Origin of the sequence: Psychrobacter sp. 4Bb (assembly GCF_002836735.1) — a bacterium.
Classification (GTDB): domain Bacteria; phylum Pseudomonadota; class Gammaproteobacteria; order Pseudomonadales; family Moraxellaceae; genus Psychrobacter.
In genome coordinates this window covers 1-21,220 of the sequence record NZ_PJAS01000039.1, presented here as the reverse complement: position 1 = coordinate 21,220, position 21,220 = coordinate 1, and the positions used below count along the sequence as shown (strand labels likewise).

Here is a 21,220-nt window from a genome sequence, read left to right as displayed (position 1 = left end):
GCTCAATATGCTAAATGGCTAATTGACGCTTACTATTTAACGATTTTCTCCGATAAAGACAATCGTAAAAATAAATTCTAGGACAATATGATGACTGATAATTCAAAAGATAGCAGCGCTCCTTTTAATCAAGCCACAATGACTAATGGTCATTTGCAAGATAAACTGGTAAAAGATAGTATTGCTCAAAATCAGCAGATTAGCGCGCAGATATTACGTAACCAAACAACCAATGTCGTGCCGAGCAAGAATAATAGCATTGCTAGTGACGACAGTAGCGACTTTACTAAAGTTCAAGACCTACCAACTGGAACGCCGCAAGGCCAACAAACAACTATGCCAAACAACGACAAAACGACTCGCACAAACACTTCAGAGCAAACCATAAAACAAACACTATTCAATCAGCGTGATGACATCAATAATCCGCACACGCCTGAAACAGATGGTAATGAGCAGACGCATTTCGGCTATAAGACCGTCAATAAAGCAGAAAAACAAGCACGTGTGGCCGACGTATTTACCTCTGTTGCCAAAAAATACGACATCATGAATGACTTGATGTCATTCGGTATTCATCGTCTATGGAAGCGCTATGCGATTAGTCTATCAGGCGTACGTGCTGGTCAGCATGTCCTTGATATTGCTGGTGGTACGGGCGATTTGGCCAAAGTATTTAGCCGTGAAGTTGGTAGAAATGGCCACGTGGTACTATCTGATATCAATGCTGCGATGCTAGAAGTGGGCCGTGAGCGACTAATCAATGCTGGTTGTAATAACGTTGATTTTGTATTAGCAAACGCTGAGACATTAGCCCCTTTTGATGACGAAAGCTTTGATTTAGTGACCATTAGCTTTGGTCTACGTAATGTTACTGACAAAGATGCCGCGCTAAAGTCTATGTATCGCGTCCTAAAGCCAGGTGGTCGTCTCTTGATTTTGGAGTTCTCAAAGCCAGTATTTGAGCCACTATCTAAAGCCTATGATTTGTATTCATTTACCGCACTGCCAGTGATGGGTAAACTGATTGCTAATGACGCTGAAAGTTATCAGTATTTAGCTGAGTCAATTCGTATGCATCCTGATCAGCAGACACTCAAACAGATGATGCAACAGGCTGGTTTTGAGAACTGCGATTATCATAACCTGACTGCTGGCATCGTGGCTGTCCATCGCGGCTTTAAAGCGTAACGATAAAGTACGATAGGCAAGATCATTACGTTTAGCAGACCATATTGAACCCAACACGAACACACGATGCGCTGATGCGAAGGCGCTCACTTAACGATGCGAGAGCCTTATGCTGACTGTCCTTCTATTAGCTGGTGCCGAAAAGCTAATTAACATTGCCATTGCTAGTGATGAGATTACCAAAGCAGGTTTAGCGCCGCTTGCAGGTAAAGTGTTACGTCTGAATATGGGATTGCCTGAGATTCATTTAGACATCCTGTTCACTCATGAGCGTTTGCGCTTTGAGCCAGTCACGACAGAGAGCGTATTTGAGCCAAGTGGCCAGGTGAATGAGCGCCAAAAAGCCAGCATGGAGCGCGCACGTTTTGGTCATAGTCGTCCAGACTGTACCATCACCGTAGACAATGCTGCTCAACTGCTCAATCTGATGCGTGGCGCTGAAGGCAACCTACCAATCGCTGGTGATTACAAGGTGCTAATGCAGCTCAAACAACTGGTGGCAGGATTTGATCCTGACGTGGCTGGACAGCTTGAGCCGTTTATTGGTAAACCAATGGCTAGCCAGTTACACCTTCTTATCTCTCAGCTCAAAGGTAGCTGGCGTCATAGTGCTAAACGTGCTTTTGATGACGTTAGTGATTGGGCTAATGAAGTGGCTGGCAATAGCACACCTGACCCTATTGAGGTCGCTGAAGCAAACGATCTTAAACAGCAATTGTTAAAATTACGTGCTGACGTCGAACGTGAAGAAGCCAAACTTGCTGCTATCAAAGAAGAGCAAGCGCAGTTTCTTAATAACTCGTTTCATCAATAGCCGATTGCATCCATCATAAATGAACGCTATTACCGATGGCACTATTTATGATTATGCACAGCGCTTACCCCATTTTCGTCTTTGTTTAGAGTACTTAATCCCATGCTATTATCGCACCGCGCTCGTCTACTTGAGCTTTGGCGTATCGCCGCAATGTATCGCCTTGATACCCATTTTTCTATCGAAGAAGCACCGCAGCTGCAACCTTTGGCGCGATTAATTCGCATGCATCCAGCAGCATGGGGCAAGAAGCACCAACCAAATGCGATTAAATATGCGCTTGAGGACATGGGTACGCTGTTTTTGAAACTTGGCCAGTTACTCTCAACACGTCGCGACTTGGTACCGCCTGAGATTATCGCTCAATTGATTCAGTTGCAGGACAAAGTTAAGCCTTTTGACGCTGATATTGCTGTCGCTCAAATTCAGCACCCTAAACATGGTCTTGGCCAGTCTATTGAAACCTTGTTTGCTCGGTTCGATATCAAACCGTTAGCGGCCGCTTCTATCGCCCAAGTTCATACGGCTGCCCTACATGATGGGCGTGAAGTCGTGGTAAAAGTGGTTCGCCCCGATATTCGCACTGTGATTGTTTCTGACTTTGAACTATTGCGGGAATTGGCAAGTTGGGCATCTGCGCGTATTGAAGCAGCACGTGCCGTTCATATCATCGATATTGTCGAAGACTATCGGCAAGTCATGCTCAACGAGCTAGATTTGACGCTTGAGGCTGATAATACTACTCAAATGCGTAATAACTTCTTGGGTTCAGCATTGATGTATGTGCCTGAAGTTTATGACGCTGCCAAAAACGTGATGGTCATGGAGCGTATCCAAGGTGTCCCTATCTCACAAGTTGAGATGTTTGATCAGTTAGGTTACGACCGTGCAGCGCTTGCAGAAAAAGGCCTAACGATATTTTTCACCCAAGTCTTCCGTGATAACTTTTTTCATGCTGATATGCATCCAGGCAATGTGTTCGTAGAGACACCACCTGTGCAAACCTTACATGCAGGTATGGCAGCAGTTGATTTAGGTCATGAACCACGTTATATCGGGCTTGATTGCGCCATCATGGGCACTTTATCAAAAGATGATCAGCTCATCGTGGCGCGGATGTTACTTGCCGTAATGAACAATAACTTTACCGCCGTAGTTGATATTGTTAGCCGTGCAGGTTGGATACCACCAAACGCTGATAAGCATGCCCTGATGCGTGATATGAAACGTACCGTCGGCCCTATGCTACAAAAATCAATCGATGATATCGACTTCGCTGGCGTACTGATGCAGATTCTAGATATTGCACGCAGACATCATATGAGTATCCCGCCGCAGCTGATGCTTTTGCTAAAAACTTTGGTCCATGTGGAAGGACTCGGTCGTGATTTATATCCTGATCTGGACATTTGGTCACTTGCCAAGCCAATTCTAAGCAGTTGGATTAAAGAGCAGTTAGATCCTATGCGTAACCTACAGCAACTGCGCCAACAACTGCCTGAAATGCTCCTATCTACCACTGATATTCCCAAACTATTAGATAAAGGGCTACAAAGCCTTGCCTCACAGGGCTCTCGTCAGGACAGTCAACTGCGGGAAATACAGCAAATTCGCGCTGACATGCTAAACGACCGTCGCCGCGATTGGTTGGCACTGGCAGGGTTTGCTATATTTATCGCTATCGCTACGCAAGTTATCGGCTGGCTATCACCTATATTTTATATACTGGCGGTCTTGGTAGTTGTTTGGCGAATTTTAGCTTAGAAATCAGATTTATTTTTACTCAATCAGTTCAGAAAAATTTTCATAATTTTAGATTTAAACAAAAAGAATGCGCCTACTTCTCATCAAAAGCAGGCGCATTCTTTTTGTTAAATACTGATTACTATAACATCTGATCTATTGCCATCTGTGTCAGTACGCGGCCACGAGCAGTTCGCAGCACATAACCTTGTTGAATCAGATACGGCTCAATCACATCTTCAAGCGTACCACGGTCTTCAGCCATCGCTGCTGCCACTGCTTCAACACCCGCAGGACCACCGTCAAAGCGCTCGTGCAATATTTCGATATAACGTCTGTCTAGATGATCAAGACCGCGTCTATCCACTGCCAGCATATCTAGCGCACTACCTGCAATCGCGCCATTAATACTACCGTCGCCTCTTACCTCAGCATAGTCACGCACACGGCGTAATAGGCGGTTAGCAATCCTTGGTGTACCACGTGCACGGCGCGCAATCTCTACAGCCCCGTCTTCACTCATTGGTACACGCATTAGACGTGCTGCGCGACTGACAATCGTCGTTAGATCAGCAATATTGTAAAACTCAAGGCGCTGTACAATCCCAAAACGGTCACGTAGTGGTGAGGTTAACAGTCCTGCTCTCGTCGTTGCTGCTACCAAGGTAAACGGTGGCAAATCAAGCTTGATAGAACGCGCAGCAGGCCCTTCACCAATCATAATGTCCAATTGGAAATCTTCCATTGCTGGATAAAGTATCTCTTCAATCACCGAGCTCAGACGGTGAATTTCATCAATAAACAGCACGTCACCTGCTTCTAGATTGGTCAGCATGGCTGCCAAATCTCCTGGGCGCTCAAGCACAGGCCCTGAAGTAGAACGCAGATTACCACCCATTTCACGAGCGATAATATTGGCGAGGGTCGTCTTGCCAAGACCCGGTGGACCAAATATAAGTGTGTGATCTAGCGCTTCGTCACGGCCACGAGCAGCACCGATGAACACTTCCATCTGCTCACGTACCACCGGCTGACCAATATACTCAGCCAATAATGCTGGTCGGATATTGGCATCAGGAGCGTCACTTGCACCTTCTAGCGGATTAATTAAACGATCTTGCGTCATAGAATTTATCATTATATTAAAAAATTAGTTAACAAATAGCATAACTAAACGCTGCGCATAAGTCATGCAAAACCTTATTAAGCGAGCACTAAAACGAAAATAAGCGACATTTAATGTCGCTTATTAATTTAATATACTATGTGGTTGTCATCGATAGATGGCTAGTTAATATAAATTAAAAGCCAGATAACTGCTGTAAAGTAGCTTTTAACAAGCCTTGAGTATCAGCAAAAGTATCTCCTTTACTCTTAGCAGCTTTGATCGCTAGCTGAGCTTCTTTTTCTTTGTAGCCCAAGCTAATCAACGCGCCTTCCACTTCAGCGATGATACTGCCTTCGTGAGAAATCGTAGTTTCCTGAGGTGTCAATTCAAACGAGCCACTATCAACGTCGATATTCTTTAACTTGTCTTTTAGCTCAATCAATAAACGTTGCGCTGTCTTTTTACCGATACCTGGGATACGAGTTAATGCCATCTCCGACTCTTGCTCAACATGCATTTTTAACTCAGCTGCTGACATTGCAGACAGCATCGCCAAGGCCATTTTTGCACCAACACCGTTAATTTTAATTAACTGGCGAAAAACATCGCGTTCTTTTCGATCGATAAAGCCGTAGAGCAACTGGGCATCTTCGCGAACATGGAAATGTGTCCAAATGCTGGCTTGTTCATTAAGCTGTAACTGACAAAACGAAGGCAATGGCAGTTCGATATCATAACCCACACCAGAGGTCGTCATGATACAAGCCGTCGGTGCCATCAAGTACTGCACCTGTCCGGTAATCAATCCAATCATTATTTACGACCTCTTATGTAAAATATTATAAAATCAGCTGCTACTTCATGATTAACAACTACGTTCTACAACACAGTCTTATTGGTAAAAATTTACCATACCTTCAAGACTGGTTGGACGAATTTTATGTGCTTGACCTGCAGAGCCGAACGCTTCAAAACGATTGGTACAGATATCTGACATCGCTACCATAGACGCTTTGAAGTATTTACGCGGATCAAATTCACTTGGATTCTTTGCAAGGAATTCGCGGATAGCACCAGTTGATGCCAGACGTAAATCCGTATCGATGTTTACTTTACGTACGCCATGTTTTATTGCTTCAACGATTTGCTCAACTGGCACACCATAAGTTTCGCCGATATCACCGCCATTTTCATTAATAACTTTTAGCCATTCTTGTGGCACTGATGAAGAACCATGCATAACAAGATGAGTATTAGGAATACGGGCATGAATCTCTTTTACGCGCTCAATAGACAAGATATCGCCTGTCGGTGGACGTGTGAACTTATAGGCACCATGACTAGTACCGATAGCAATCGCTAACGCATCGACATTGGTATCTTTTACAAACTGCTCAGCTTCATCAGCACTGGTCAAAAGCTGCTCATGATCCAATACGCCTTCAGCGCCAGAACCATCTTCTTCACCAGCCATACCAGTTTCAAGACTACCTAGGCAACCGATTTCGCCTTCTACAGAGACACCGCAAGCATGAGCCATCTTAACAACTTCGCGCGTGACGCTAGCATTGTAATCGTAGTCCATTGGCGTTTTGCCATCTTCACCAAGTGAGCCGTCCATCATCACTGATGAGAAACCTAATTGAATTGAGCGTTGGCAGATAGCTGGTGACATGCCATGATCCTGATGCATCACTACTGGAATATGCGGCCATTCTTCGATCGCAGCGATAATCAAATGACGTAAAAATGCTGACCCTGCATAGTTACGTGCGCCTGCACTAGCTTGGACAATAACAGGTGAATCACAAGCATCCGCAGCCATCATGATTGCACGCATTTGCTCTAAGTTATTGACGTTAAAGGCAGGAACACCATAGCTGTGTTCAGCGGCATGATCTAGAAGTTGACGTAAGGATATTAGGGCCATAAGACGCTCTCTGATTGGATTTTGAATAGTATTTTAAAAAATAGCTTGATAGCAATCATTTCACTGTATATTCGACCACACTGACCGTATATAAGCTAGTAAAAGTCTGAATGATATTGGATATGATTACCACGCGGTGATTATAGCAAAAATTGTTCTGTCTTCGTAGCAGTTGACCGACTATTTGTCAGTCTATACTGTCTCTTGATGTCAGTTTAACTTTTATAAACTGTTACTTTATAAACTGCCACAATGACATACAACGCAAAAAGCCTTGGCAATCACCAAGGCTTTTCTAGTATTTTGAGGCTTATAAAGCAATGACCGTTTTTATAGATTATTTACCAATGATTATCTATCAATAGCATCCCAGCAAATCAGTCATTATAGTGCTTAGTTATCGCGTAGCTTAGTACTGTTGCTCTGCATCAACTGCAACATCATTTGCGCCATCAGCAACAGCGTTAGCGCCATCAGCGACAGCTTCAGCAGTATTTTCAACCGCTGTGTTAGTGCTTTCAGCAATAGCATCGCCAGTGTTTTCTAGAGCGTCTGTCGCAGCTGCACCAGCAGTGTCAGCGCCTTCGGCAACTTCAGTACCAGCGTCTTGAGCAGCAGCTTCAGCTTCAGCAGCAGCAGCTTCTGTTTCAGCGGCAGCAGCTTCAGCGTTTGCAGCAACATCATCGCCAGCAGATTCAACAGCAGCTTCAGTGTTTTCTTCTGTTTGTTGGCTACATGCAGTGATTGCAAAGGTACCAGCAAGTACGCTAACAAGTAATAAATGACGTTTTAACATAATAAACCTCTCGTAAATAATGCATGTCAAAATACATGGTCGCGCTATTTTATAGAGTGCGAATCAGACATGCAATAATAATTTTCAGTATATAAATAAATAATTACTGCTTAATAATAATCGATGGCTATTGCGCTTACTTATGTCAATAAAAACAAGCAAATCAACAGCCAAAATATTATTTTTACAGACTACCTTAGTTATTTAAAGTTAGTTGTACGTCTAATGTTACTAAGCTACAGAGTATCGTTAATTAGTTAGGCATCTATTTGCAGTGCAGCGACTGCCGGAAGTACTTTACCTTCTACAAACTCTAAAAACGCACCGCCACCCGTTGACATATAGCTCACACCGTCAGCAACCTGATATTTATCGATGGCCGCTAACGTATCACCGCCGCCCGCGATAGAGAAACCATCGCTGTCTCTTACAGCAGTAGCTAATATCTGTGTGCCTTGCCCGAAAGCATCGACCTCAAATACGCCCACTGGACCATTCCACAAAATAGTTTTTGCATTGATAATAGCATCAGCAAGTTGCTTTGCACTTTCTGGTGCGATGTCCAATATCATGTCATTGTCACCAATCGCATCAACTGATTTGATCGTTGCGGTAGCCTTTTGCAATGAGCCAGTAAAGTCAGCAAAATCGATGTCGTTTTTATCAGCGACTACGACGTATTCAGGCAGTAGAATTTCAGTCTTGGTCATAATGTCACGTGCAGTATCGAGCAAGTCTGCTTCGTACAATGAGGCGCCAACACTGTGACCTTGTGCTGCTAAGAAAGTGTTAGCAATACCGCCACCAACGATAATCTGTTTGCAAACTTCAGCCAAGCTATGTAGCACTTCTAATTTGGTTGATACTTTTGACCCACCAACGATAGCAAGCATTGGCTGTGCTGGTGTTTCAAGTGCTAGGCTCAAAGCATCAAGCTCAGCAGCTAACAATGGCCCTGCACACACAGTTTTGTCTGCTTGACGCACTGCTTGTGTAACGCCTTCTGTTGATGCCTGTGCACGGTGCGCTGTACCAAAAGCATCCATCACAAACACATCGCACAAATCAGCGTACTTTTTCGCTAGCGTGGCATCATTTTTCTTTTCACCGTCATTGAAGCGTACATTTTCTAATAGAACCACTTCGCCAGATTTTACATTGGCACCTTGGGTGAGGTAATCAGTATTAAGACGTACAGGTGTCGATAGTTGCGAGCTTAATTTTTCCGTCAGATAATCAGCAACCGGTGCCAATGAATATACAGCTTCAGGATTGCCTTCTGTTGGGCGGCCTAAATGTGAGCAAACAATTACCGCAGCGCCCTTTTCGAGCGCCATCTTGATGGTAGGAAGACTGGCTTGCAAGCGCGCATCGCTCGTGACCTTACCGTCTTTAATAGGTACATTTAAATCTTCTCGAATCAAGACCACTTTATCCGTTAAGTTCAACTCACTCATACGCAAAAAATTCATTACCTGCTCCTATGCATCAATATATCTGTTAATTTGCGATTACTGTCGTTACTGATATGACCATTATAGTCAGCTCTATATAAATCAGATTCAGTGCTAAGCTCGATCAATCTACTATTTTGTAGCACTCTCGCTCGCCTGCCATATAGCCAAGCTATTTTATACCCGTGCTATATAGTAACTATCAGCTTTATTGCTTTTTAATATTTTTTAACGCTTGGCTCTGACACTTATCAGACCACTCTGGTGAGTCGATCAAGTAAGCAGAATTCAGCGGCGGTGTATTCTACCAGTTTTCTACAGCAGTCTCACAAGCAACCTGACACAAATTTCAGTACATTTTAAATATTGAGCCCCTATCTTAAGACCATTATTCGATGGCAACAACTGAAGTTGCTAGCTTTAAGCATAGTCAATAAACCGTAACATTTCGTGGTGGTACTCAGCAGTCAAGCTCTTTATGATAGAAACATTGACAATAAAAATAATCCATTAGGAGAAAATAATGAGCATCAACTTAGACACTGCTAAACAAAACCTATTAAAATTAAAAGATGAGTACGAATCTCGAATTGATAAGATAGAAGATCATATTCAGAATCCGCAAGATGATCTCAATGAACACTGGGAAGATCAGGCTATATCCTATCGTCAAAATGACATGCGTAAAAATTTGATGAGTGAGGCACGTCAAAGCTTAATCTATGTCGAAAATGCATTAGGTCGGATTGAAAATGGTACTTATGGCGAGTGTGAAGTCTGCGGTGAACAGATCGAAGAGCAACGCTTAGAAGCGCTGCCCTATGCTACCTTATGTATGGAACACGCTGAGTAGCACTGTCATATTAATACTATATTGTAAGACTATTGCTACTCTAAAACTTCTCTAAAAAGCATGTTTCAAGTAGGTATTTTCCATCTAGAAAATGCCTGCTGCCATTGGTGACAGCGCTGAGCTATGTCTGCTACTGGTAGATCCATGATATCCCCGACTACTGCCACAAGCGCAATGGGCAAATCTACCAGCTCTGAGACATTTTCTGCGGTTAACCCCCCTATCACACATATTGGTATGCCTTGCTGACACCCTTCCACAAGCTGCTGACGCGAAATGATATTAGCATTTGGCTTAGTTGTAGAAGTAAATACAGCACCCATCGCAGCATAACTTGCGCCGTCATTTTTTGCTTCTTTAATCAGCGCTACATCACCATGGCAGGTACGACCGATGATTTGATGCGGTGATAGAGACTGTAGAGCATCACCGATACTGCCGTCTGTTTGACCAAGGTGTACCCCAACGCCAAGCTTTTCGGCCAACTTCACGTCATCATTAATAACAACTGGCACGTTATACGTTTTAGCTAACTCAACGATTCTTTGCGCCTCATCAAAAAGCTTCAAAGCTCCATCAGGTAGACTAAGAACTTGCTTACGACGAATTTGTAATAGCGCAATTAATCCTGTCGATAAGGCTGCTTCTAGCTTTTGATATAACAGCTCAAATTCATCATCGTTGGTCAACAAATATAGCTTAGGCATAACTGAGGAGAATGATGAACGACTCATAGCGTGTATCCTTAATTCTTAAATTCAACACAATAAAAAAGCCGTTATATGATATAACAGCTTTTTTATACATTTAGAACAGATAGCTTATACTGTACGGCGTGTAGCCAAACTATTTAAGATATTTTTAGCATCGCCCCAACGTGTTGCTGAGCTGTTTGCTCCTAAGATAACAATAATTGCAGGACGATTATTGACCCGAGTTTCCATTACCACACAACGTCCGGCTTCATTGATAAAGCCTGTCTTAGAGATACCGATTGGATAGCTGCCGTCACGGACCAACGTACTGGTATTACTGGCTTTATAGGTTCGGTTACCACTTGAGTAGTTTGAGACAAAAAAGTCATAGCTCTTAGTGGTAGAAAAACGACGAATCACATCATAGTTACCAGCGGCACGTACCATCTTAACCAAATCTTTTGACGAAGCTACGTTACGCTTATCAAGTCCAGTTGGATCGCCGAAAAACGCCGTATTCATACCCAAGTCTTGCGCTTTACGATTCATTGCACGCATAAAGGCATCATAGCCACCTGGGTAATTACGCGCTAGACTCTTCGCTGCTGGATTTTCAGACTTCATCAACGCCATTAATAGCATCTCAGCACGGTTTAAACGATCACCTGATTTCAAACGCGAGCTTGCACGCTTGGGACCAACGAAATCTTCTGGATCAAGCGTGATTTCTTCACGCATATCAAGGCCTGCATCCAATACGACCATAGCCGTCATAACTTTGGTAATACTGGCCATGGGACGCGCGATATCAGCATCTTTTTCGTAGATAGATTCGCCAGTTTCAGCGTCGATCACCGCAACACTACGTGAATCAGTGCTAATCGGAATCATATCGCTACTACCGAAAGCCCCACGATAAGTCGTATTGTAGCGAGCACTATTGGTGTTATTACTACTAGCAAAACTATTAGTATTCGTGATGTTGGTAGTGCCGTAGCCATTATCGACTTTCTTAATAGCAGAGCCATTAGACTTGTACATTATGTTACGAGCTTCAGACAAACTATCAGCGCCGCCCCAACTCAGGCGTGCACTAGAGGCAGTGTCAGTGCTACCATTAATTGTAAGTGCGGCTTGTGCAACACTGCCCAAACTCAATGAAATCATAGCAGCGATCAATTGCTGTTTGGTTAATGGTAGTTGCTTCATTATGCCTCCTGCTGTCGCTATTACGCCAGTTACATATTGTCTGACGCCAAAAACGTACGTAGCGTTTATAGATGTGTTTGTAAGTACTCACATAGAGCTTTTGTATTTTTAGTGTATCATGGTTTACATTTAAGTTTAATCTATCAAACTGATTTAGTAGTTTTTTTTGGCTTCATTCAAACTTTACTACAACCAATTTATATTCTAGAAACATCAATTCACACTGCAGCAATATAATTTAACTTCGAATGTTATGATTACTCGTATTTTGTTATATTAATCAGCGGTATTTTGGATATACAAAGATAAAAATAACAGTTGAAGTATGTTCGTTTTTTATACTATTTGAACCTAATAAAGCGTTCATTCTGACAATCAATAAAGAGTATGGTTATGATTAAAGTATTAGTGGTAGACGATCATGATTTGGTACGGATGGGTATTAGCCGTATGTTGTCAGACAGCCCCGATATTGAAGTGGTAGGTGAAGCAGACAGCGGTGATATGGCTATCAAACAAGCCAAACAATTACATCCTGATGTGATTTTGCTAGACGTCAACATGCCGAATATTGGCGGGCTTGAAGCAACCAAACGTCTGATACAACTTGATATGGGTATCAAGATTTTGGCGGTCAGTAGTATGTCTGCACAGCCCTATCCCTCAATGCTAATTAAAGCAGGTGTTAATGGCTACATTACCAAAGGCACGCCGCTTGATGAAATGATACGTGCGGTCAAAAAGATTTATCAGGGAGGTCGTTACTTCAGTCAAGATGTCGCTGAACAGTTAGCAGATGTTCTATTATCTGATAATGCCAACTCACCTTTTGACTTATTGAGTGACAGAGAAAAACAAGTGGCCATGATGGTTGTTAATTGTCAGAGTCCTCAGCAAATAGCCGATCAATTGTTTGTTAGCGTCAAGACCATTAATACGTATCGCTATCGTATTTATGAAAAAGTTGGGGTTGATAGTGATGTTAAATTAACTCATTTGGCCATTCGCCATGGTCTGATTCAACCATAAACCATTTTAGCGTTTATTTTATTACGGCCAGTTTATGAACCCTGCTACCAATCTTAGCTCTGCCATTACTCGTTATTTACATCATGACGATACGCTTCCTCTGCCGCAGTTGCGTAAGTTGGGGCTGATCTATAGCAGCTATCGCTTCGTTGTTAGCCTGTTCTCTATGCTCATGCTATACATTAGTGCTCGTACAGGTGATGGCACTTCTTTACCGAGTTTTTTACAACAAACGACTCTAAGCTTCTATGTACTGTTAAGTTTGATACTGCTTGGATTATTTTATGTTGTTAGAAAACATATGCGCCGCCAATTGGCATTCGGACTGGCCTTAGACGTTATTATACTAAGCCTGCTGCTCTATACGACAGGCAACCCTGACTTGCAGCTAACCATGCTATACATGGTGGTCGTCGCGGCTAGCTTTATGCTACTACATGGCTCACAAGCATTGGTTATTACTTTACTTGCCATCATTCTCGTTATTTATCAGCAATTTTTTTACGCTATTGCTAATAGCATGAGTCTAGCCAATCTAGGTGATGCGCTACTGATGTCAGCGAGTTTTTTAGCAGTGGGCGGTTTGAGTTGGTCTATCTCTCAGCGATTGGTACAGCTTGAAAAGGTCGCGGCAAACCATGCTAAGGAAGTTGAGCGACTCAACGTGATTAATCAAGAGGTTATCACGCAGATGGTGAATGGTGTTATCGTTATCGATAAGCAACATGTTGTCTTAGCAAATCTTGCCGCACATCAGTTGCTGAGTCTATCACTTGTCACGCCTGTCACAGCACAGAATACCCTTGAAGATGTGAAAGAGACTCATAGCAAAGCACTTCTCTCTAATTTTGAGCAGCAACTCAATGAACAGCATTCACAGTTGTTTAATGCCTGCTTGTCGGTAGCATCTGGGCAGTCACGCGCTTTTACCTACGATGTGCCAGCTGTGGCAAATGCCTCAATATTTGGCAAATTACGCGTACAGATTATTCCACTAAAAGACGATAGCAAACTTGTCATATTAGAAGACTTACGCCGTGAGCAAGCCAGTGCTCAACAGTTGAAACTGGCTTCTTTAGGGCAATTAACTGCCAGTATTGCCCATGAAATCAGAAACCCATTAGCAGCGATATCGCAAGCCAGTCAGCTATTAATGGAAGATGTTGCAGAACAAATGGAAGATGGCAGTGCATCAACAAGTGAATCGAATACTGCCATAACCGGCAACCATGAGCTTTATGAGATGATATTTTCACAGACAAAACGTGTAAACCGTATCATTGAGGATATTTTAAAGCTGTCTCGTCAGCAGACGGCTACCCAGCAGGTGCTCGAATTGGCTGAATGGATGCCATCGTTTTTGGAGAATTACTTTCAAGGACACGACATTTTTCTACGAATCAAAACCAAACCCATCATATCATTTGATACTCATCAGTTAGAGCAGATATTAATCAACCTAATCAACAATGGCTTGCGTTATAGCAGCTATGCTCATCCCCACGCTTATGTGGAAATCGACATTTACTGCGCAGACAACGATGTTATAATCGATATATTAGATAATGGTAATGGTGTTAGTGCTGGAAATTTAGAACTTTTGTTTGATCCGTTTTTTACAACAGATAAAGCTGGTACAGGACTGGGGCTCTATTTATCACAAGCATTTTGTGAAGCAAATCAAGCGCGTTTACTCTACATTCCTGAACATGAGAAAACATGTTTTCGGTTAATTGTACCTTCTATTAAATCTGATAATAAATTTCAAACTATCGAAGAAAATCTTACCTAAATTTGCCCTTTAAAAGCTATTACACCCATTTAGACCCAGCTATTGATTTTATAGCCATAAAATACGATGAGATGATGTATGACAACAACCGCGCTAGTCGTCGATGATGAAGTAGATTTATGTCGATTGATGCAAATTACCCTGACTAAAATGGGTATCAAAAGTGATGTGGCTTATACATTGTCGCAAGCAAGAACGTTTTGGCAAGACAATGACTACGATTTTTGTCTGACGGATTTAAAACTGCCAGATGGCTCGGGACTTGAGCTGGTAAAAGAAATTAGCAATAGCTCTAATATTCCAATAGCGGTGATTACGGCTCATGGCAGCATGGATTTAGCTATTGAGGCATTAAAACTCGGTGCCTTCGATTTTGTCAATAAGCCGCTGGAACTACCACGTTTGCGCCAACTGGTAGAGAATGCCCTAAAAGTTATTCATCAGGATAGCGAAATACAGGCCGCACCGGAATGCTCTCCTGAACAAAAAATGCTAGATAGTAGATTGATTGGTAATTCTGCTGTCATGCATCCCCTCAAAAATACTATTTTAAAGCTAGCACGCTCACAGGCACCTGTGTTTTTATCGGGCGCTTCTGGCACAGGTAAAGAAGTGGTCGCCAGATTGATCCATGATTTAAGTCCACGGCGTGATGGCAGCTTTGTACCAGTGAACTGCGGTGCGATACCATCGGAGTTAATGGAGTCGGAGTTTTTTGGTCATAAAAAAGGCAGCTTTACAGGGGCTGTCGCTGATAAACAAGGGTTATTCCAGCAAGCCAATGGCGGCACGTTATTTTTAGATGAAGTGGCAGACTTACCTTTAGCCATGCAGGTTAAATTGTTACGTGCCATTCAAGAAAAAACAGTAAGGGCAATTGGTGATACAAAAGAAGTTCCAGTAGACATCCGCATTTTGTCTGCCACTCACAAGGACCTGAGCCAATTGGTACAAGATGGTGCATTTCGACAAGATTTATATTATCGCATCAATGTCATTGAGCTAAAGCTTCCAACGCTTAACACACGCCGTGATGATATTCCTGTATTAGCAGACCACTTTTTGGCTATGATTGCTGATGACTGGCAATTAGAGTCGCCGCCGTCATTGACGATGGAAGCCTGCGAACGCTTACAACGCCACGATTTTTCGGGTAATGTCCGTGAACTACGCAACTTATTGGAGCGTGCAGTTACGTTAGCTGAAACCTCATACATTGATGTTAGTCACTTAGGTCTTCCTGACATTGAAACTGAGCTTGTAAATACACAAGAGCAAAATCATAGCTCAGCTATCGATAGCTCTGAGCTACTTGCCCGTAACTTAGAGAATCAAATAGACGTTCAATCTACAGACCAATCTACAAAAGACGGTGAGCAAGTCATTCAATCTAGTCGCAATATAGCGACGCAGGTTGAGCAAAAGGCAACCAATTTACATCCTTATCGTACTAACACCAACCACTACCCTTCAATGGTTCAGCATTCGTCAACTAGTAATGATAGTTCGTCAACCAACGTAGCAAGTACTCATGACGAAGAGTCGCTCCTTGACTCCACCGCCCAACAAGAAACTTCTAAAGACATATCAGGTTTACCAGAATTGTTCGACGGTCAATTACCGCCTCAAGGGTTAGAGCATTATTTGCAGGAACAAGAAAAGCAGCTGATTATCACGGCACTCAAACAAACTGGCTGGAACAAAACCCAAGCAGCTGAATTATTAGGAACCACCTTTCGCTCTTTACGCTACCGTATGAAAAAGCTCGAAATTTCTGAAGATGCGTTCGACTAGTTTCTTTTGAACGTCATCATCAAATATTTTTAAGCGTTGAATGGTATGTGCTGTTAATTAATTGCTACGAAATTCTATTCTTTCGTAGCATTTTTTCTAACAAAGCGAATGCCAGAACCAAGCGCGCGCGCCTTTACTATTTCTAATGCTTGCTGCTCCCACGTGTTCTCGCTGCCTGATAAAGTCACATCAGGTTCTACGCCGATCTCGTCTATTTGTTTGCCTGCTACCGTCATATAATTGGCCACAGTCAATTTGACGGCTTGCTCATCATTTAGCGGTATGACCGATTGTACTGAACCCTTACCATAGCTGACCTCACCGATAATAGTAGCGCGTTTTTGTGCTTGTAAACTACTGGCAAGCACCTCTGCCGCTGATGCTGAATAGCGGTTTTGTAATACCACTAAAGGCAAAGGTTTAAGTATCGCATCACCTTGGGTCGATAGTACGCTTGATTTATTTTGACGTGCTTGCACCTGCACCACATCGGTATCATCCATAAATAAACTGGCCACGCTCACTGCTGATGTCAGTACGCCACCTGGATTATCACGCATATCTAGTAAAATTCCTGATATCGGAGCATTTAGGTTAATTAAGCCTTCTAGTAATTTTTCACGGCTGTTGTTTTGAAACGCCGGTAATTTGACAATGGCAATACCATCGACCAGTTTGGTCTCGATAATCTGCGGATGACTATTATTACGCTGCAACGTCGTTGTGTGCTTACGGCGGCCAGCTTTGGAAGTAACAATATCTACCTGCGTACCGGCAATACCCGTTAAGAGCTGCTCAACGTCATTGACCTGTCGCCCTTCATCTAGCTTAAACTCATCAACCTGATGCAAATAATCACCAACTGCAATGCCTTTTTTGTCTGCAGGTGAATCATCGATAACCTCTGTCACGACCCAATACCCCGCCTCTGGCTGGTAATTAACTTTAATACCAATATCACCAACATCACCCTCAGTAAAAGCACGCAGGTTCTCATAAGCTTCTGCGTCCAAAAACTCAGCATGGCTGTCAAGTTTGGTCAGCATACCGCTCATCGCATTGCTAAATAACTCTTCGTCATTGACCGCATCGACGTATTGACGACGTATTAAATCTACAACAGCCACAAATGTCTTTAGCGTCTCAGGAGAGATAGCATTTAGCGATACTTGTGCAACTTCTGCTGGAATCTCCGTATCAATATCATCGGCATCATCCGTTAGCGCGCTTTCATCTGGCACACTATCTATCGAGTCATCTGGCTCATCAGCGACATCTAGCATATCAGCAATGTTAGATAAATTATCAGCGTCGTTGTTAGATAAATTATCAGCGTCGTTTTCATCCGCTATCTCATCTGCATTCAAACTGATGAGCTGTAGACCGTTCGTAGGATTATCATTATTTGTAGAAGCTCCCACTGCTGCTTGTGCATTTACGCTAATCGCACAACCAAGCACACCTATTAAAATTGCAGGCTGCAAGACCGTAGATGTGGCTGATGCCTTCCCTACTGATTTACTTAACCCTTTGGATAAAAAAGAACGTGCAAAAGAAATAGGCTGCATAAAAGAACTCATTTGAATAATAGAGAATACGAATTTATCGTTATATAGCGATTTATAAGATAGCACCAAACGCATATTTCGAACTAGCATAGTATTGCAAGTAAATTAAGTAAAATGTATCACAAAAAAAGGAAAGGATAATAGGTTATCCTTTCCTTTTTGATATCTTCTGGTACAGCTGTCAAGTCAGTATAAACCACAGTCATTCAAGTACTGTGGTTTAACTCGACTGGCTTAGACTGCTGGAACCAATAAGCTCTCACCTGTCATCTCAGCAGGGGCGTCGACATTCATTAGTGATAAAATAGTCGGCGCCACATCACTAAGTTTGCCGCCACGGCGTACTTGCAGCTTTTGCTCACCTACGTAAATTAATGGTACATGCTCTGTCGTATGCTGTGTATGTACTTGACCACTTTCATAGTCTTGCATCTGCTCGCAGTTACCATGATCGGCTGTGATAAGCATGTCACCACCAGCAGCACGCACCGCTGACTCGATACGGCCAACACATACATCCAAAGCTTCTACCGCTTTTACCGCTGCATCAAAGATACCTGTGTGTCCAACCATATCACCATTGGCATAATTGACCACCAATACATCATACTTACCAGACTCAATTGCTTCTACTAATTTATCAGTGACTTCAGGCGCGCTCATCTCAGGCTGTAGATCATAAGTTGCAACGTCTGGAGATGGCACTAATATACGGGTCTCGCCCTGGTACTCTTCTTCTCGGCCACCACTAAAGAAAAACGTCACATGCGCATATTTTTCAGTTTCAGCGATACGTAGCTGGGTTTTTCCTTGATCCTGCAAGTACTCTCCCAATGTATTGGCCAAAGATGTTGGGTAGTAAGCAATGCTGGTTTTTGGATTATCAGCTAGGACATCTGAATACTTAGTTAGCATCACAAACGCCGCCAGTTTTGGCTGTTTTTGGCGCGCAAATCCAGAAAACTCATGATCTGGCAAGACAAACGCTTGGGCAAGCTCACGAGCACGGTCAGCACGGAAATTCATAAAAATAAGTGCGTCGTTATCATTAACAGTATATGGCACTTCATCACGTCCAATTACGGTCGTTGGACTGACAAACTCATCGGTCTCACGCGCTTTATAAGCAGCTTGGACAGCGCCATCTGCCCGTGTCGATAGACGATCAGCTTTACCTTCAGTCATCAGCTCATAGGCTTTTTGCACTCTATCCCAACGATTGTCGCGATCCATTGCATAGTAGCGTCCGATGATACTTGCAATCTGTACGTGGCCACCTTCGTAATGAGCATTCAACTTATCAATATAGTCACGCAGACGATTGATGTACTTATCAGCAGATTTAGGCGGGGTATCACGGCCATCTAAGAAACAATGAATAAAGACATTCTTGGCACCATGGACCAATGCTGAGTGACACATACCTTCGATATGGTCTTGATGTGAGTGGACACCGCCATCGGAGAGCAAGCCCATAATATGGACGTTACCGCCACGCTCATTAGCCGCTTTTACCGCATCGACCAATGCTTCGTTTTTATAAAAATCACGATTGGCAAGCTCACTTGAGATACGTGTTGAGTCCTGATAAAGAACACGCCCCGCCCCTAAATTCATGTGACCGACTTCTGAATTACCAAACTGACCATCTGGCAAACCAACATCTTCCCCTGAAGCTGAAATAAGCCCATGAGGATATTGCTGATAAATCTTGTCTAAATTTGGCATATTGGCAGCAGCGATGGCGTTATCTTTATCTTCTTCACGATGACCAAAGCCGTCCAATATCATCAAGACATGCGGTATTTTTTTATTCTGTGCACCGTCTTGGTTATTGCTAAGCTGTGTTTTATTATTATCAATAGAGTCTGATGCTTGTTGGGTACTGGTCATATATTACCGCTCCTCGAGTGAATGAACGCCTATAATGCTGTGTAAGGGAATATAAAGCCCTCTATATTAACACACATCTTGAAATAGCTGAAAAACTGAGCATTTTTCGTGAGTTTATGAATAATTTTATAGGGTTATCTTATGACGTTTTTTCTAGATAAGACAATATAAGTGCGGCCAACCAACCAAGCTACGTATCAATCTGTAATTCAGACTTGCAATCACTCTTTTCATTGGTTAAGATAAAACTATTCTGAAGTGTTGGCTAGTAGATGTTTATTCCCTGAGCCGATAATGCTTTACCAGGATGTGGTACCTATTGTCTCATTGTGTATGCCTGCACCGCTTGCGGTGTATCAGGAAACCTGCAGAGATGATGACGCATCCGCCCTGAACTTCACGGTTCATGGGTCACCATCTTACAGCGGCACTTCGGTTGTTTCATTCGGTTAGTAAATATATTTCTTATAATTTATTTACTACCACTAAAAAGCCCCTTTCGTCATCGACGAGAGGGGCTTTTTTTATGCTTATGATTTAACTAAATAGTTATTCGTCATTAGCAGATTTAGTAATCTTTTTTACATCTTTAGGGATGTTTTTGGCAGTACCATCAACCGTAGTATGCTGTTTAAACACATCACCAAATGGGTTTTGCTGCTGTTGACCGAATGGATTCTGGCCATGCATGCCACCTGCGCCACCGAACGGGTTTTGACCGCCCATGCCACCAGCCCCGCCAAATGGGTTTTGACCGCCGCCCATTTGACCACCCATCTGCTTGGCCATCATTTCCATCATTTTCTGCTGATTATTCATGACATAGTTATTGGCAAAGTCTTTTAGCTTTTTCTGCACAGGTGGCAATACTACCAACAACGCCATCAAGTCACTAAGTACCCCAGGAATAAGCAATAAAATACCAGCAGCTGCCATCGCGATACTCTTAATCATCGTGGTCTCTGGCGGACGCATCGCAGGGTTCATCATGCCACCAGCTTTCATTTGCTGTGCCATTGGATTAAGAGCAGCCATACCTTTGCGCATCAAAGAGATACCGATAACTGCAGCGATAATAAACCACATAAACACCCACCAGCCGCTCATAAATTGAGCAAGCAAATACCACAGTAGCATCTCGATAATAAACCAAACGATGGCTATACCAACTATCTGACCCATAAAGTGTCGTCCTATAAAATAAAAACCAATAAATTGAGCGCCATGAAAATTAAAATGGCTAACATATGATGTATATGGGGATTGGTTGCTATACTATCAAACTTAAGGCTAATTTTTAAGCCATATAGTCGGTACAATATAATTTGGATACAAGGAAGACAAACGTCAG

General features: G+C 42.8%; 17 protein-coding genes and 1 other RNA gene. 8 read left to right on the top strand and 10 right to left on the bottom strand.

Features of this window, described 5'->3' with window-relative positions; translation table 11 throughout:
* Window positions 1–87: 87 nt before the first annotated feature.
* The 3 genes from ubiE to CXF60_RS01320 all read left to right on the top strand — a co-directional run bounded on the left by ubiE (window position 88) and on the right by CXF60_RS01320 (window position 3,769).
* Entirely contained in the window at window positions 88–1,191 is a 1,104-nt protein-coding gene (ubiE, locus tag CXF60_RS01330) for a bifunctional demethylmenaquinone methyltransferase/2-methoxy-6-polyprenyl-1,4-benzoquinol methylase UbiE (RefSeq protein ID WP_416376859.1), read from the top strand.
* 109 nt (window positions 1,192–1,300) lie between these two features.
* Window positions 1,301–2,005 carry a ubiquinone biosynthesis accessory factor UbiJ gene (locus CXF60_RS01325; protein ID WP_102090464.1) on the top strand — a complete coding sequence of 235 codons (705 nt, stop codon included), beginning with the start codon at window positions 1,301–1,303 and terminating at the stop codon, window positions 2,003–2,005.
* A gap of 102 nt (window positions 2,006–2,107) precedes the next feature.
* A complete protein-coding gene (locus CXF60_RS01320; RefSeq protein ID WP_102090463.1) occupies window positions 2,108–3,769 on the top strand; it encodes an ABC1 kinase family protein in 1,662 nt (553 codons plus the stop codon).
* 121 nt (window positions 3,770–3,890) lie between these two features.
* Here CXF60_RS01320 and ruvB read toward each other — a convergent pair whose 3' ends face one another.
* From ruvB to CXF60_RS01295, 5 genes are all read right to left on the bottom strand, one after another.
* Window positions 3,891–4,874, bottom strand: a complete 984-nt coding sequence (gene ruvB / locus CXF60_RS01315) for a Holliday junction branch migration DNA helicase RuvB (protein WP_057760949.1) — start codon at window positions 4,872–4,874, stop codon at window positions 3,891–3,893.
* A gap of 175 nt (window positions 4,875–5,049) precedes the next feature.
* The gene (ruvA, locus tag CXF60_RS01310) at window positions 5,050–5,670 is read right to left on the bottom strand and encodes a Holliday junction branch migration protein RuvA (RefSeq protein WP_102090462.1); all 621 of its coding nucleotides are present in this window, start codon (window positions 5,668–5,670) and stop codon (window positions 5,050–5,052) included.
* Between the two features lie 78 nt (window positions 5,671–5,748).
* A complete protein-coding gene (gene fba / locus CXF60_RS01305) occupies window positions 5,749–6,786 on the bottom strand; it encodes a class II fructose-bisphosphate aldolase (protein WP_057760953.1) in 1,038 nt (345 codons plus the stop codon).
* Between the two features lie 409 nt (window positions 6,787–7,195).
* A complete protein-coding gene (locus tag CXF60_RS01300) occupies window positions 7,196–7,582 on the bottom strand; it encodes a hypothetical protein (protein ID WP_102090461.1) in 387 nt (128 codons plus the stop codon).
* Window positions 7,583–7,839: 257 nt separating this feature from the next.
* Entirely contained in the window at window positions 7,840–9,054 is a 1,215-nt protein-coding gene (locus CXF60_RS01295; protein WP_102090460.1) for a phosphoglycerate kinase, read from the bottom strand.
* Window positions 9,055–9,559: 505 nt separating this feature from the next.
* Here CXF60_RS01295 and CXF60_RS01290 point away from each other — a divergent pair.
* The gene (locus CXF60_RS01290) at window positions 9,560–9,889 is read left to right on the top strand and encodes a TraR/DksA family transcriptional regulator (RefSeq protein WP_102090459.1); all 330 of its coding nucleotides are present in this window, start codon (window positions 9,560–9,562) and stop codon (window positions 9,887–9,889) included.
* 65 nt (window positions 9,890–9,954) lie between these two features.
* Here CXF60_RS01290 and CXF60_RS01285 read toward each other — a convergent pair whose 3' ends face one another.
* Window positions 9,955–10,623, bottom strand: coding sequence for a thiamine phosphate synthase (locus CXF60_RS01285; protein ID WP_102090458.1), 669 nt, complete (start codon window positions 10,621–10,623; stop codon window positions 9,955–9,957).
* 87 nt (window positions 10,624–10,710) lie between these two features.
* Window positions 10,711–11,793: a serine hydrolase gene (locus CXF60_RS01280; protein WP_057760963.1), complete on the bottom strand. Its 1,083-nt coding sequence runs from the start codon at window positions 11,791–11,793 to the stop codon at window positions 10,711–10,713.
* A 393-nt stretch (window positions 11,794–12,186) separates the two neighbouring features.
* On the opposite strand from CXF60_RS01280, the gene CXF60_RS01275 reads away from it, so the two are divergent.
* The 3 genes from CXF60_RS01275 to CXF60_RS01265 all read left to right on the top strand — a co-directional run bounded on the left by CXF60_RS01275 (window position 12,187) and on the right by CXF60_RS01265 (window position 16,408).
* The gene (locus CXF60_RS01275) at window positions 12,187–12,822 is read left to right on the top strand and encodes a response regulator (RefSeq protein WP_101206382.1); all 636 of its coding nucleotides are present in this window, start codon (window positions 12,187–12,189) and stop codon (window positions 12,820–12,822) included.
* 34 nt (window positions 12,823–12,856) lie between these two features.
* On the top strand, window positions 12,857–14,614 hold the full coding sequence (locus CXF60_RS01270; RefSeq protein ID WP_102090457.1) for a sensor histidine kinase: 1,758 nt from the start codon (window positions 12,857–12,859) through the stop codon (window positions 14,612–14,614).
* A 78-nt stretch (window positions 14,615–14,692) separates the two neighbouring features.
* A complete protein-coding gene (locus tag CXF60_RS01265; protein ID WP_102090456.1) occupies window positions 14,693–16,408 on the top strand; it encodes a sigma-54-dependent transcriptional regulator in 1,716 nt (571 codons plus the stop codon).
* Between the two features lie 74 nt (window positions 16,409–16,482).
* On the opposite strand, the gene CXF60_RS01260 is transcribed toward CXF60_RS01265, so the two are convergent.
* Window positions 16,483–17,976: a S41 family peptidase gene (locus tag CXF60_RS01260; RefSeq protein ID WP_102090455.1), complete on the bottom strand. Its 1,494-nt coding sequence runs from the start codon at window positions 17,974–17,976 to the stop codon at window positions 16,483–16,485.
* A 234-nt stretch (window positions 17,977–18,210) separates the two neighbouring features.
* Window positions 18,211–19,869 (bottom strand): 2,3-bisphosphoglycerate-independent phosphoglycerate mutase, encoded by a 1,659-nt coding sequence (gene gpmI, locus CXF60_RS01255; protein ID WP_102090454.1) that lies wholly within the window; start codon window positions 19,867–19,869, stop codon window positions 18,211–18,213.
* Window positions 19,870–20,116: 247 nt separating this feature from the next.
* Here gpmI and ssrS point away from each other — a divergent pair.
* Window positions 20,117–20,312: non-coding RNA, 6S RNA (gene ssrS / locus CXF60_RS01250), on the top strand.
* Window positions 20,313–20,418: 106 nt separating this feature from the next.
* Here the strand turns inward: ssrS and CXF60_RS01245 are convergent.
* Entirely contained in the window at window positions 20,419–21,051 is a 633-nt protein-coding gene (locus CXF60_RS01245) for an FxsA family protein (protein WP_102090453.1), read from the bottom strand.
* Between the last annotated feature and the right edge of the window lie 169 nt (window positions 21,052–21,220).